General features: G+C 62.9%; 11 protein-coding genes. All 11 read right to left on the bottom strand.

Annotated elements, in window-relative coordinates; translation table 11 throughout:
- Positions 1-11: 11 nt before the first annotated feature.
- Positions 12-731, bottom strand: coding sequence for an alanyl-tRNA editing protein (locus D1012_RS03735; protein ID WP_118149946.1), 720 nt, complete (start codon positions 729-731; stop codon positions 12-14).
- Between the two features lie 3 nt (positions 732-734).
- Positions 735-3,182, bottom strand: a complete 2,448-nt coding sequence (locus tag D1012_RS03730) for a DUF3772 domain-containing protein (RefSeq protein ID WP_233516997.1) — start codon at positions 3,180-3,182, stop codon at positions 735-737.
- Positions 3,183-3,256: 74 nt separating this feature from the next.
- Positions 3,257-4,291, bottom strand: a complete 1,035-nt coding sequence (locus D1012_RS03725) for a cysteine synthase A (RefSeq protein ID WP_118149944.1) — start codon at positions 4,289-4,291, stop codon at positions 3,257-3,259.
- A gap of 186 nt (positions 4,292-4,477) precedes the next feature.
- Positions 4,478-5,869: an aspartate aminotransferase family protein gene (locus tag D1012_RS03720; protein WP_118150064.1), complete on the bottom strand. Its 1,392-nt coding sequence runs from the start codon at positions 5,867-5,869 to the stop codon at positions 4,478-4,480.
- A gap of 185 nt (positions 5,870-6,054) precedes the next feature.
- The gene (locus D1012_RS03715; RefSeq protein WP_118149943.1) at positions 6,055-6,714 is read right to left on the bottom strand and encodes a GntR family transcriptional regulator; all 660 of its coding nucleotides are present in this window, start codon (positions 6,712-6,714) and stop codon (positions 6,055-6,057) included.
- A gap of 60 nt (positions 6,715-6,774) precedes the next feature.
- Positions 6,775-8,346 (bottom strand): glycoside hydrolase family 43 protein, encoded by a 1,572-nt coding sequence (locus tag D1012_RS03710; RefSeq protein ID WP_118149942.1) that lies wholly within the window; start codon positions 8,344-8,346, stop codon positions 6,775-6,777.
- A gap of 153 nt (positions 8,347-8,499) precedes the next feature.
- Positions 8,500-9,633: a Gfo/Idh/MocA family protein gene (locus tag D1012_RS03705; protein ID WP_118149941.1), complete on the bottom strand. Its 1,134-nt coding sequence runs from the start codon at positions 9,631-9,633 to the stop codon at positions 8,500-8,502.
- Positions 9,634-9,636: 3 nt separating this feature from the next.
- A complete protein-coding gene (locus D1012_RS03700) occupies positions 9,637-10,386 on the bottom strand; it encodes a sugar phosphate isomerase/epimerase family protein (RefSeq protein WP_118149940.1) in 750 nt (249 codons plus the stop codon).
- 122 nt (positions 10,387-10,508) lie between these two features.
- Entirely contained in the window at positions 10,509-11,588 is a 1,080-nt protein-coding gene (locus D1012_RS03695; RefSeq protein ID WP_118149939.1) for an ABC transporter ATP-binding protein, read from the bottom strand.
- Between the two features lie 6 nt (positions 11,589-11,594).
- The gene (locus tag D1012_RS03690; RefSeq protein ID WP_118149938.1) at positions 11,595-12,512 is read right to left on the bottom strand and encodes a carbohydrate ABC transporter permease; all 918 of its coding nucleotides are present in this window, start codon (positions 12,510-12,512) and stop codon (positions 11,595-11,597) included.
- Positions 12,505-13,398 (bottom strand): carbohydrate ABC transporter permease, encoded by an 894-nt coding sequence (locus D1012_RS03685; RefSeq protein ID WP_118149937.1) that lies wholly within the window; start codon positions 13,396-13,398, stop codon positions 12,505-12,507. Before D1012_RS03685 ends, D1012_RS03690 begins: the two co-directional genes overlap by 8 nt.
- Between the last annotated feature and the right edge of the window lie 30 nt (positions 13,399-13,428).

The raw sequence follows: 13,428 nt of genomic DNA, 5'->3' as shown, positions 1-13,428 counted from the left end.
GGCACAGGCTGTCAGCCGCTGAGCGTCAGGGTGACGCGACGGTTCTGGCGCCCCTTCTTTTCGATCTTGGCAATCGCGACCCGCCCGACCTCGCCGGTGCGGGCCACATGGGTTCCACCACAAGGTTGCAGATCCACCTGATCCGCACCCTGTCCGATCCGCACCAGCCGCACCCTGCCCTGCCCCATGGGCGGCATCACCGACATGGTCTTGACCAGCCCCGGATTGGCCATCAGCGCCTCATCCGTGATCCAGTCATCGCTGACCGGCAGATCGCGACCGATCAGGGCATTCAGCGCCCGGTCCAGCAGGTCCATATCAGCGGGAGGTTCGGGCATGTCAAAATCCAGACGCCCCCGGTCAGACCCGATCTGTCCCCCGGTCACCGGCAGCGGGATCACGACCGACAGCAGGTGCAGCGCGGTGTGCATCCGCATGTGACGGTGCCTGCGCCCCCAGTCCAGCCGTTGGGTCAAGGTGGTGCCGACCGGCGGCATCGCCAGCGGCTCGGCTGGCACCAGCGCCACCTGCCCGCCCTCGACCTTGACGGCGGTTGCTATGGTCAACCGGCCTCCGGACCATTCAACCCAGCCGTTATCACCGGGCTGCCCGCCGCCGGTCGGGTAAAACACCGAGCGGTCGATCAGAATGCCGCCCTCGGGCGTGTGGCCGGTCACCACAGAGTTGATCTGCTGAAGGTATGCGTCTTCACGGAACAAAAGCTCGGTCACCGTCTAATCCCCTCCCTTGCCAGAATCCGTGTCCGGCTCACTGATGCCCGCGCCGGGAAAGTGATCGCGCGGCAATGGTCCTGCGGGCTTTGCCTCGCGCGCAGCCCCTTTATCGGCAACAGCCGGGGGAATTGGCGTCCCAGCCACGGCACCGGGCAGCATACGCAACAACTCGGCAATTTCGGCGGCGTTGCGCACGGTGACATCCGATTGCGCAAACGGAATCTCGATGCCCTCTTCAGCAAACCGCTGGGCGATCTGGTGGTTGATCTCGCTGCGCACGGACAGCGAGAAATTCACATCACGCAGGATCACCCGGATCTCGAAATCCATCGAGTCCGCGCCAAACGCCATGAACACCACCATCGGCGGCGGGTTCAGAATGGCCAGCGGCTGCGCTTCGGCGATTTCCTGCAAGATCCGCGTAACCTTGCGGGTATCTGACCCATAGGCGACCCCCACCGGCACAATCAGCCGTCCCGTCAAATTGAACCGGGTCCAGTTCGTCACCCGCCCGGCCACCAGATCGGTGTTCGGCACGATCACATCGGTCCGGTCAAAGGTTTCAATCCGGGTCGAGCGTACCGAAATCGCCTTGACCTTGCCCTGAATGCCGCCAACCTCGATCCAGTCGCCCTCACTCACCGGACGCTCGATCAGCAGTATGATGCCCGAGACAAAGTTAGACACGATGTTCTGCAAGCCAAAACCGATACCGACCGACAGCGCCCCTGCCACGATGGCCAGCCCGGACAGGTCGATCCCGGCAGAGTTGATCGCGATCAACCCAGCCAGAAAAATCCCGACATAACCCACGCCCGACACCAGCGCATTGCGCGCCCCCTGATCCAGACTGGTGCGCGGCAGGACCGTGCCGCGCAACGCGCCCTGAAACAGCCGGGTGATCGTGATGCCCACACCGAACAACACCGCAAAGAACAGAAAGTTGGCTGGCGAAATCCGGGTTTCACCCACCGAAAAGCCTTCACGCATCCGCGTCCAGAGTTCAGTGATATCAGCAATCCGTGCGCCCCAGATCAGCGCAAACACCGGCAGGGCTGCCAGCACCAGCGCGAACCCGACCAGAACCGGCACCAGTGCGTTGCGCGCACCGTCCTCGTTGCGGATGATCACGGCATAGATGTCGGTCACGACAATCTGCAGGATATACAGCAGGCCCATCAGGCCCAGCGAGGTGGCCGCCGGAAACACCATGGCCCCTGCTGCAGGTATATAGCCGATAGCCGCCAGAACCGGTGCCAGGAGGCCAATCAGAATGGCCCCCCGTCCCAGCAGCGACACGATGCGATTGCGAAACCCAACTTCGTCATCTGCGGTACTGTCAACGGCAACGGTCCGCTGCATCAGCCGTCCGACCCGCACCAGCAGAAAGGCGGCAAGCATGATCGTGGGAAACGCCAGCACAGCGCGCGCCGCCTCTGGCAGTGCCTGATTGTCCATGACCGCCAGCCGCAGCGCGTCAACCGCAAGCACGGCCCCGTACATCGCTGTCAGGAACCGGCCCTCGGCCCGTCTTTCAACGCTCAGCCGAAAGGGCAGAAAGTCGTGATCACGCGGAAACAGCTGCACGCCAAGCCAGATCGAGTTGAACAGCAACAGACCCGCCACCGGCAGCGTGTCCAGCAACACAGTGCCGACAATCCCGAACATACCCGACAGACTCAGCGCATGCGACAGGGCAATCACGCCGATTGTCGGCACCACGATCTGCCCCAGCGACAGCACCAGCGTCGCGACACGGACGCCCCGCGCCGACCAGCGCTTGTTGATCTTTGCCACCAGCCGCTCGACCAGCGGCCTGCCGCGCCAGATCAGGCCAAGCGCGAACGCCAGAAGAAGCAAAATGGCCGGGACGTTATTCACCAGCGTTTCATGCGCGGCGGGCGTTGACCAGCGCTGCCGCGTCTCGGCCCACATGCCCCCCACAACATCGCTGAGCGCCCGCACAGCACCGGGCCAGTTGCCCGGATTGATCGGTGAAGGATAAAGCTGCAACAGCGCGTCGGCCTGCCGCTCGCGCAGGGTGCGGTCGATCTCGGCAATCAACCCGTCTGCCCGCCGGTACGCTTCTTCCGCCGCAATACCCGGAGCCTGCAACCGCGCCAGCTGATCGGTCAGCGCGGCACGCCGCGCGGCAATCTCTTCGGCCTCGGTCTGACCCTCGGCAGGCGCAGGCCCAAGCGCCGCAATCTGCTGGCGCAGCGTGGCGATGCGCGAGGAATTGGTGTTTTGCGCCAGCAACAGCGCCTCACGCCAGCCCACCAGTTGCGCACGCAGCTCATCCAGCCCGTCAGCGGTGGAATTTGCATCGCCCAAAGCGGTCTCGGCTTGCTCGGCCACAGCCTCCCAGGCGGCATAGTCCAGCTCAGACGCGACCGGGGCAGTTTGCCCGTTCGCACCACCCGGAGGCTGCCCCCCCTGTTGGGCCAAGGCCAGAGCAGGCAACACCCCAAGCAAGAGCGCAACGAAAACCGCCCGTACAAAGGCCCGAACGCAACAAGGAGTCATGCGTCTTCGAACACGCTGGGCAAAGCTTTCGGTGCCGAGTCGAGCCAGGCCGGAACCGGCAAGCCCTTTTCCTTCAGGAAGGCCGGGTTGTAGAGCTTGGACTGATAGCGGTTGCCGTAATCGCACAGGATGGTCACGATGGTATGCCCCGGCCCCATCTCGCGCGCCATGCGGATCGCGCCTGCGATGTTGATTCCAGACGATCCGCCCAGACAGATCCCCTCATCCTCCAGCATCTCGAACACCAGCGGCAACGCCTCGGCGTCCGGGATACGATAGCTGAAATCGGGGGTGAACCCTTCCAGATTGGCGGTGATCCGCCCCTGCCCGATGCCTTCGGTGATCGAAGATCCGGGGCTTTCCAGCTTTCCGGTCGTGTAGAACGCATGCAGCGCCGCGCCCTCCGGGTCGGCCAGCCCGATCTTGACGCCCTTGGGCTGCAAGGCCATGCCGACGCCCGCCAGCGTGCCGCCCGAGCCGACCGCACAGATGAACCCGTCCACCTTGCCGTCGGTCTGGTCCCAGATCTCGGGCCCGGTGGTTTCGATATGGGCCAGACGGTTGGCCACATTGTCAAACTGGTTGGCCCAGATCGCACCATTGGGTTCGGTCCGGGCCAGAGCCTCGGCCAGACGCCCGGAATAGCGCACATAGTTGTTGGGGTTCTTGTATGGTGCCGCCGGCACCTGCACCAGTTCGGCCCCCGCCAGCCGCAGCATGTCCTTTTTTTCCTGACTTTGGGTTTCAGGAATGACGATCACCGTCTTGAACCCCATCGACGCGCCGACCAGCGCCAGACCAATGCCGGTGTTGCCCGCCGTGCCCTCGACAATCGTGCCGCCCGGCTTCAACGCCCCGCGCGCCACCGCATCGCGGATGATATAGAGCGCGGCCCGGTCCTTGACCGACTGACCCGGGTTCAGAAACTCGCATTTGCCGAGGATGGTGCAGCCCGTCATCTCGGACGCGCGCTTCAGCTTGAGCAGCGGGGTGTTGCCGATGGTATCGGCAAGATCGGAATGAATGCGCATGATCGGCCCTCTTGTCCTTTGCCTTATGTGTAGGCAAGTCGTGCGCCAACCTCAAGCAGCGCCGCGCATGGACACACGCGAAAGAGAACAGCGCGCAGCCGGTCAAGGTTGCGCGCTGTGCAGGCCGGGGACGCCTCCGGCGGGAGTATTTTGAAAGCAGCAACGCAAGCGTGCCGCCCGTGATGGTCAGGCCGTCACCAGCCCGTCGGCCTTCAGGCCGGCATAGCATTCATCCAGACTGGTTTTCGCGCGATCCATCAGAATGTCGATCTCATCCGGCGTGATCACCAGCGGCGGCGCGATGATCATCCGGTCACCGACATGGCGCATGATCAGGTTGTTGGCAAAGCAGCGCTCGCGGCAGCGGAAGCCCACGGTGCCCTGCTCGCCGGGGAATTTGGCGCGTTTGGCCTTGTCCGGCGTCAGCGCGATCGAGCCCATCAGCCCGACCAGCTTTGCCTCGCCCACCAGCGGGTGATCGGCCAGCGCATCCCAGCGTTGCTTGAGGTACGGGTGCGCCACGTCGCGCACGTGATCGACCACATGCTCTTCCTGCAGGATGCGCAGGTTCTCCAGCGCCACCGCCGCCGCGACCGGATGGCCGCTATAGGTGTAGCCGTGGAAGAACTCGCCGCCCTCGGCAATGGTCGCCGCCACCTCGTCACAGACGATGGAGCCGCCGATCGGCTGATAGCCCGAGGACAGGCCCTTGGCGATGGTCATGATATGCGGCTTGATGCCGAATGTTTCGCTGCCGAACCAGTTGCCGGTGCGGCCAAAGCCGGTGATGACCTCATCCGCGATCAGAAGGATGCCGTATTTGTCGCAGATCCGCTGGATCTCGGGCCAATAGGTCGCGGGCGGAATGATCACGCCGCCTGCACCCTGCACCGGCTCGCCGATAAAGGCGGCAACCTTGTCGGCCCCCAGTTCCAGGATCTTGGCTTCCAGCTGCTGGGCACGTTCCAGCCCGAACGCGTCCTCATCCATATCGCCGCCATCGCCCCACCAGTAGGGCTGGTCGATGTGCACGATCCCGTCGATCATGCCGCCATGCGCGTGGATCGGGGCCATACCGCCCAACGACCCGCCGCCCATGGTCGAGCCATGATAGCCATTCTTGCGGCCGATGATGATCCGACGCTCCGGCTGACCCTTCACATCCCAATAGCGGCGCACAAGGCGGATGTTGGTGTCATTCGCCTCGGACCCCGATCCGGCAAAGAACACATGGTTCAGATCGCCCGGTGCCAGTTCGGCGATCTTGGCGGCCAGAGCGATGGCCGGGACATGGGTGGTCTGGAAGAACGTGTTGTAATAGGCCAGCTCTTCCATCTGCCGCGCTGCCACCTCGGCCAGTTCCTTGCGGCCATAGCCGATGTTCACACACCACAGCCCCGCCATGCCGTCGATGATCTGGTTGCCCTCGGAATCGGTCAGCCAGACGCCTTTGCCGCGCGTGATGATCCGCGCGCCCTTGGTCGCCAGGCCATTGGCATCGGTAAACGGATGCATGTGGTGCGCCGCATCCAGAGCCTGAAGCTCGGCGGTCGGCAGGTGATTGGTGATCATGTTCATGGCCATGCCCTTTCAGTTACGGCAGGGCATACGGCCCCGGCTTGACCACAGGATAGGATCAAACGCGGCGCGGTTCAAGAAATTTGATCAAATTATTCCGGCCATCCCTGTGGGGTTCATCTTGGCCGAAATACTCACTGCGCGACGCGACCCGACAGAAGGCCGATGGCCATTCGGGCTTCCGATCAGATCCCGCCCTGCGCCAGCGCAAGTTTCACCTGCTCCACCCCTTGGGCAATGTCGCGCTCGATCGCGTCACGCAAACCATTGGCATCGCCCGCGCGCATCGCCGCCAGCGCCTCGGAATGCCGGTCGGGCAAGGCATCAGAGCCAAAGCGCGCGCAGACAACCCGCAGGGACGGGCCAAAGCGCAACCACATCGACCGCGCCATATCGACCAGAACCGGCGCGCCCGAGGCCTCGTACAGGCAAAAGTGGAACGCGTGGTTCGATTGCAGATAGCCCGGAATATCACCGGCCCGGATCGCCCGGTCCACCGTATTGTCCAGCGCCTGCAACTGGCCGATCAGCGCGGGCGTCAGATGCGCCGCCGCCATTTCGGCCAGCTTCGGCTCGATGGTCAGCCGGGCAAAGGCCACCTGCTCCAGCACCGCCCCGGTCATGCCGGGCACCGCAACCCGGCGGTTGCCCTGCGGCTCCAGCGCGCCCTCGGCGGTCAGACGACGGATCGCCTCACGCACCGGGGTCATGCCCGCGCCCAGATCGGCGATCAGCCCTTGAATGGTCACCGCAGCCCCCGGCTCCAGATGCCCGAACAGGATCATGTCGCGCAAGCGCGCATAGGTGATCTCGTGGGTCGGTATCTTCCGGCTGTCCGCGTCCATCAGGGCTCCCGTCGCGTTTTGTCCTCTTATGACGGGTTCGGCGCAGCAATCAAGATGTGATCAAATCCGGTCGTCATAATCAAAGCGCAGAACATCGGCCTGCCAGCCCTGCCCGGTCAGATCATGCGCCACCACCCCGACAAAAGCGCCGGTAAAGCTGGCATGTTCGCCCTTGCCGCCCTCGTCCGAGATGATCGAGGCATCCAGCTCCGGCCCCATCTCCTCGCCGTTCAGGGTAAAGCGCTGAGACGCGCCGTTCACCCGTACCCCAAGCGTCACGTCGCCTTCCGGGCAGGAATGCAGCCCGTGAAACGTCAGCTGCTCGCCCTGCCAATCGCCCAGACAGGACACCAGACTGACCACGCGCGCCCCCGCCTCGCGGGTGATCAGTGCTGCGTGGAACTTGTGACGATTGTAATAAGTGGTCAGCCCGACCGCCTGCTGCCAGGTCGGCGGATCGGCGCGGAAGACTGCGGCCGCGCTATAGGCGCTTTCCTCCTGCCGCCGCGCGATCAGAGATTGTTCACACCACGACCCCAAACTCTCCCGTCCGGTCAGCCGCAGACAGGTGCCGGTCAGCGTGAACAGCCGCTCCGGGTACGGCGTGCGCAGCCATTGAAACTCGGGCGGAAGCTCCGGCCCGGTGAAATCGCGGCTGATGGCGGCGCGGGGGGCCTGCGGCACCTCAAACGGCAGCGCGATAGGTGCGACCTGCCCGCCGCCCTTCAGCCACAGCCAGCCGTCGCGCCATTCGACCTCGGCCAGCCCGGTCTCGCGGCCTGTCGCACAGAACGGCCCACGCGGCCCCGGCACCGGGCGGCCGCACAGGAAGCTGTGCCAGTGCCGCCCGTCATGCCCCTCGACATACTGCCCGTGCCCCATCCGCTGGATCGGGTTTTCCGGGGCGAACCTGGCGGTGATCACATGCCTTTCCGGATGCGTCTCATACGGCCCCTCGATCTGACGCGACCGCGCCATCGTCACCGCATGATCATAGCCGGTGCCGCCCTCGGCGGTGGTCAGGTAGTACCAGCCGTCGCGGTGGAACAGATGCGGCGCTTCCGTCAGGCCCAGATCGGTGCCCGCGTAGATGTCGTGCTTTGGGCCAAACAACCCCCGCTCCGCCGACCATTCCTGCAGCTCGATCCCGTCGAACCGGTCGTTGGCGGGGTTCGCGCCGGACCCTTGCCAGCGGTGGTTCCAGCGCATGCTGACGAACCATTTCCGCCCGTCCGCGTCATGAAACAGCGACGGGTCAAAGCCGGAGGAATTCACGTACCACGGGTCGGACCAGTCGCCGTCGATAGTCTCGCAGGTGGTGATATAGTTGTGGGCGTCCTTGAACGCGCCATCCAGCCGTTTGACATCGGTATAGACCAGCCAGAACCGACCACCCTCATGGCTCAGGCACGGGGCCCAGACGCCGCCGCTGTCGGGGTTGCCGCGCATATCGAGCAGGGAGGCCCTGTTCAGCGGGCGGGCCACGAGGCTCCAGTTCACAAGGTCGCGGCTGTGGTGGATCTGCACCCCCGGATACCACTCAAAGGTCGAGGTGGCGATGTAGTAATCCTGCCCGACCCGGCAAAAGCTGGGGTCGGGGTTAAAGCCGCGCAGGATAGGGTTCTGGGCCATGCGTTCCACTGTGTTACAAGAGTCTAATATGAATGATTTCAATGAGTTGACTGTGAAGATTTAACGAATTGTTAACCTCTGCCCCCCCATTCATCTTGGCGCAAATACTCCGCGGGGGGTCCGGGGGGCGCGAAGCCCCCCGGTTGCAAGGCATTACACCAACAAGGCCCGCGCCTCCGCAATGCCCAGAGCTTCCGGGCGGGAGCAGGTGGTGGTCAGGGTGACAAACTCCCCGCTTTCGCCAGAGGTCAGACAGGCCGTCATCACCTCGACCCCGTGCAGGGTGCGTTCGAGCGAGCAGCGGGCATCGCGCCCCGTCAGCAGCGCCTGAACCATATCCGCCAGACCGGCGGTGCGGTAATTGGCCAGCGCGCCGTGCTTCGGGTGCGCCTGATTGGCGACGCCAAACGGGTGATCCCAGGGGGTGACCGTCTCTAAACTACCGTCCTTGTGGCCGATCTCGACCGTGCCGCCAAAGAAATTCGGGTCGGGGACGTATAAGGTGCCTTCGGTGCCGTAAAGTTCGAAATGGTTGCGTTTGTGGTGGAAAACATCCCAGCTGGTCGACAGATTGATGGTCGCACCGTTGTGAAAGTGCAAGAGCGCGTGGATGTTTGTCGGCGTCTTCACCGGCACGGTTTCACCAAGACGCGGCCCGTTCGAGATGGTGCGCACGTCTTGCGCCGAGCTGGTCAGCGCGGCGACCCGTTTGACCGGGCCAAGCAGGTTGATCAGGTTGGCGATGTAATAGGGGCCAAGGTCCAGCATCGGCCCCGCGCCCGGCAGGAAAAAGAAATCCGGGTTGGGGTGCCAATGTTCCATGCCGTAGTTCAACACTGCCGCACAACCGGATGTAATCGTGCCGATTTTCCCCTCGTCCAGCAAGGCGCGGGCCTGCTGATGGGCACCACCAAGGAAGGTATCGGGGGCGCAGCCCACTGCCAGCCCGCGGGCGGCGGCGAGCGCGCGCAGATCCTCGCCCTCTGCCAAGGTCAGCACCAGCGGCTTTTCGGAATAGGCGTGTTTGCCCGCCTGTAAAATCCGTTTGGTGACTGCATAATGCGCGTCGGGGATGGTCAGGTTGATCACCACATCAACGGCAGGATTGGCCAGCAGATCATCGACCGACTGCGCCACCACGTTGAACTCGGCCGCGCGGGCGCGGGCCGTGTCCATGTTCATATCGGCCACCGCCCGCACCTCCAGCCCCTTGAACAAAGGGGCCAGCCGCAGATAGGCCGCCGAGATATTGCCGCATCCGATAATGCCAAGACCCAGGGTTGTCATGGATCAGAACCCCTTGGCCGCAGCAATGGACCGGGTGGCAAAGCGGCTGTGATCCGACGGGTTGTCATGTTCCATGATGAAATGCTTGACCCCGATGGCGCGCAGCGCGGCCATGATGCCGGGCCAGTCGACCGTGCCATGGCCGACATCGGCCCAGCCGTCCTCATCAGCATTTTCGCCCTGAGGTGCGATGTCTTTGACATGGGCCGAGGTGATGCGGTCTTTGTAACGCTCGATCCACGCCAGCGGATCGGCCCCGCCCCGGATGACCCAGGCGACATCCATTTCCCATTCCAGATGCGGGCCGCCGTCAAAGATTTCTTCCTGCGGGATCGCGCCATCGGCGGTGGGACGGAATTCGAAATCATGGTTGTGCCAGCCAAAACCAAAGCCTTCGGCGCGGAAGGTGTGGCCCGCCTTTTCCAGCCGCGCGCCAAAGTCGTGCCAGCCCTTGCCATCGCTGGGCCGGTCCTCGGGCAACAGGTAAGGGCAGTAAATCCGCTGCATTTTCAGGGATCTGGCGATTTCCAGCACCTTTGGCACCTCGTTTTCCAGCATCTGAAGGCTGAAATGCCCGGTCGGCATGGTCAGGCCAGTGGCGGCAAGGCCGGCTTTTGTCGCCTCGACCGCCGCATCATCGGCGTAGAGCGCGCCGTAGCCCTCGACTGCGGTATAGCCGGCCTTTGCCAGCATCTCAAACGTGGCTGACATCGGTGGGAAGTTGCGCGAGGAGTAGAGTTGATACGAGAACATTCGTGTATCCTTTCGGGTGTCATCAGTTGCCGCATGCAGGGGTGCCGCGTGAGAACGGCGGGCCTGACGTGGATGGGGGAAAGCGGATCAGCCGGGCACAAGAGCGGCTGTCAGAGGCGGGGTCAGATCCTTATTTCGCTGGTCGCATCAAACAGGCTGGCTTTGGCCATATCGACTTTCAGATGCACCGGCGTGCCCGGCGCCATCCGCCGTTCGACCGGCACCCGGACCGACATCTGCGTGCCCGCCGCCTGCAGCCAGACGAGGGAGTCAGCGCCCATCGGCTCATCCAGTTCGACCGTGGCCGGGATCGTGACCCCCGGCTCTGCCGTTTCCTGCACCAGCAGATGCTCGGGGCGCAGGCCCAGGATCACCTTGTCGCGCGTGCCGATCATTCCGCCCTCATACGCCGCCAGTGACAGGGTCAGATCGCCCAGACGGAACGCCTGCCCGCCATCAACCGTGGACCCGTGCAGGAAATTCATCGACGGGCTGCCGATGAACCCTGCCACGAACAGATTGGCCGGGCGGTTGTAGATTTCCTGCGGGGCGGCGAGTTGCTGGATGATGCCACCGCGCATGACGGCGATGCGGTCGGCCAGCGTCAGCGCCTCGATCTGGTCATGGGTCACATAAACCATGGTGTTTTTCAGCTGGGCATGCAGGCGCTTGATCTCGACCCGCAACTCGCTACGCAGCTTGGCATCAAGGTTCGACAACGGCTCGTCAAACAGGAAGACATCGACATCGCGCACCAGCGCGCGGCCAATCGCCACCCGCTGGCGCTGGCCCCCCGACAAAGCGGCGGGCTTGCGGTCCAGGAGCGGGCCGATCTGGAGAATCTCGGCGGCGCGGGCGACCTTTGCCTCGATCTCGGCGCGGGGAACTTTGGCGTTTTTCAGGCCAAAGGACAGGTTTCCGCGCACCGTCATCTGCGGGTAGAGCGCGTAGGACTGGAACACCATGCCGATGCCACGCTCATTCGGCTCGGCCCATGTCACGTTCTTGCCCTTGATGAAAATCTGCCCGTCGGTGATCTCCAGCAATCCGGCAAGGCAGTTCAGAAGCGTGGATTTGCCACAGCCCGACGGCCCCAGCAGCACCACGAATTCACCCTCGGCCACATCAAGGTTCATGTTCTTCAGAACCGAAATCGCCCCGAAATTCAGCGTCAGGTCTTTGACTTCAATCGAGTTGGTCATATGGGGTCAGCCTTTCACAGCACCGGCGGCGATGCCGCGAACGAAGAGTTTGCCGGAGACAAAGTAGATGAACAGCGGCACCAGCCCGGTCAGCAGGGTGGCGGCCATGTTGACGTTGTATTCCTTGACCCCCTGCACCGAGTTGACGATGTTGTTGAGCTGTACCGTCATCGGGTAAAGGTCGGGCTTGGTGTAGACCACGCCGAACAGGAAATCGTTCCAGATTCCGGTGACTTGCAGGATGATCGCCACGACAAAGATCGGCAGGCTCATCGGCATCAGGATTTTCGCATAGATCGACCAGAACCCGGCGCCATCGACGCGGGCGGCCTTGAACAACTCCTCGGGGATGGTCGAGAAATAGTTGCGGAACAGCAGCGTCAGGATCGGCATGCCAAAGATGGTATGCACCAGCACCAGACCCCAGAGCGAGCCATAGAGACCCATTTCGCGCAGCAGGATCACGATGGGGTAGAGCATGACCTGATAGGGGATGAAGGCCCCGAAAATCAGGATGGTAAAGAAGATGTCAGAGCCTTTGAACTTCCAGAAGGTCAGGGCGTAGCCGTTGACGCTTGCCACCACGATGGACAGGATCACCGAGGGGATCAGGATCTGGACCGAGTTCCAGAACCCGCGCGACAGGCCATCGCAGTTGAGGCCGGTGCAGGCCTGCGACCATGCCTTGACCCAGGGCTCAAAGGTGATCTCGACCGGGGGGGCAAAGATATTGCCCATACGGATTTCCGGCATGCCTTTCAGGCTGGTCATCACCATCACCCACAGGGGCAGCAGATAATACAGGCTGAACACCAGCAGCGTGCCGTAGATCATGATGTTGCGGCCAGAAAGCGCGCGCTTGGGTTTTGCGCCACGCGGTTCGGCATCGGTGCGGGTGTTGGCGGGAATGGTTGCGTCAACCATGTTTCTTGCCTCCGAATTCAAGGTAAGCCCATGGAATCAGCACGATCAGCACGGTCAGCAGCATCATGGTCGAGGCGGCAAAGCCCTGACCGAGGTTCTGCGCCTGAAACATGTAGTCATAGACATACATGGCAGGCACCTGAGACGCGTTGCCGGGACCGCCGGAGGTCTGGGCGACGACCAGATCATAAAGCTTGATGATGCCAGCCGCGACGATGACCAGCGTGGTGATGAACACAGGACGCATCATCGGCAGGATGATCTGGATATAGGTTTTCCATGTCGGAATGCCGTCGACGCGGGCGGCTTTCCAGATGTCTTCGTCAATGCCGCGCAGCCCCGCCAGCATCAGACACATGACAAAGCCGGTGCCCTGCCACAGCCCCGCGATCAGCAGGCCGTAAAGCACCAGATCGGGGTTGTTTAGCGGGTTGAAGGTAAAGCTTTCCCACCCCAACCCGCGCACGATGGACTGGATGCCGAACTCCGGGTTCAGAATCCACTGCCAGACCAGCCCGGTCACGATGAAGGACAGCGCAAACGGGTAGAGCATGATGGTGCGGAAGGTGTCTTCAAACCGGATCTTCTGGTCCATCGCGACCGCCAGCAGAAAGCCGATGACGATCGTAAAGACCAGCGACAACACTCCGTAAATCATCAGATTTTCGATCGAAGTCAGCCAGCGCGAGTTCGACCACAGCCGTTCATACTGGTCAAAGCCGACGAAACGCTCACGCGGGAGGAGTTTGGAGTCGGTAAAGGAGTACAGCACCGTCCATGCCGTGCCGCCCACGAAAACCACCAATGTCGTCAGTATCATCGGAACCGCCGCGATTTTCGCGTTCATATTCCGCCACATGCGGTTCACCCGCCGTGCTTCGGCCATCGGCCTGCCCTCCCCCTTGTCATTATCAGA

It is taken from the genome of Pseudotabrizicola alkalilacus (assembly GCF_003443995.1).
Lineage (GTDB): Bacteria > Pseudomonadota > Alphaproteobacteria > Rhodobacterales > Rhodobacteraceae > Pseudotabrizicola > Pseudotabrizicola alkalilacus.
This window is presented reverse-complemented; position numbering and strand designations above follow the sequence as displayed.

What these genes read in the sequence shown, in the direction of transcription:
- D1012_RS03725 (WP_118149944.1), bottom strand. Translation starts at nt 4,291, where the DNA reads ATGCGCATTCATTCCGATCTTGCCGATACCATCGGCAACACCCCGCTG.
- D1012_RS03700 (WP_118149940.1), bottom strand. Translation starts at nt 10,386, where the DNA reads ATGTTCTCGTATCAACTCTACTCCTCGCGCAACTTCCCACCGATGTCA.
- D1012_RS03695 (WP_118149939.1), bottom strand. Translation starts at nt 11,588, where the DNA reads ATGACCAACTCGATTGAAGTCAAAGACCTGACGCTGAATTTCGGGGCG.
- D1012_RS03715 (WP_118149943.1), bottom strand. Translation starts at nt 6,714, where the DNA reads ATGGACGCGGACAGCCGGAAGATACCGACCCACGAGATCACCTATGCG.
- D1012_RS03690 (WP_118149938.1), bottom strand. Translation starts at nt 12,512, where the DNA reads ATGGTTGACGCAACCATTCCCGCCAACACCCGCACCGATGCCGAACCG.
- D1012_RS03705 (WP_118149941.1), bottom strand. Translation starts at nt 9,633, where the DNA reads ATGACAACCCTGGGTCTTGGCATTATCGGATGCGGCAATATCTCGGCG.
- D1012_RS03685 (WP_118149937.1), bottom strand. Translation starts at nt 13,398, where the DNA reads ATGGCCGAAGCACGGCGGGTGAACCGCATGTGGCGGAATATGAACGCG.
- D1012_RS03720 (WP_118150064.1), bottom strand. Translation starts at nt 5,869, where the DNA reads ATGAACATGATCACCAATCACCTGCCGACCGCCGAGCTTCAGGCTCTG.
- D1012_RS03710 (WP_118149942.1), bottom strand. Translation starts at nt 8,346, where the DNA reads ATGGCCCAGAACCCTATCCTGCGCGGCTTTAACCCCGACCCCAGCTTT.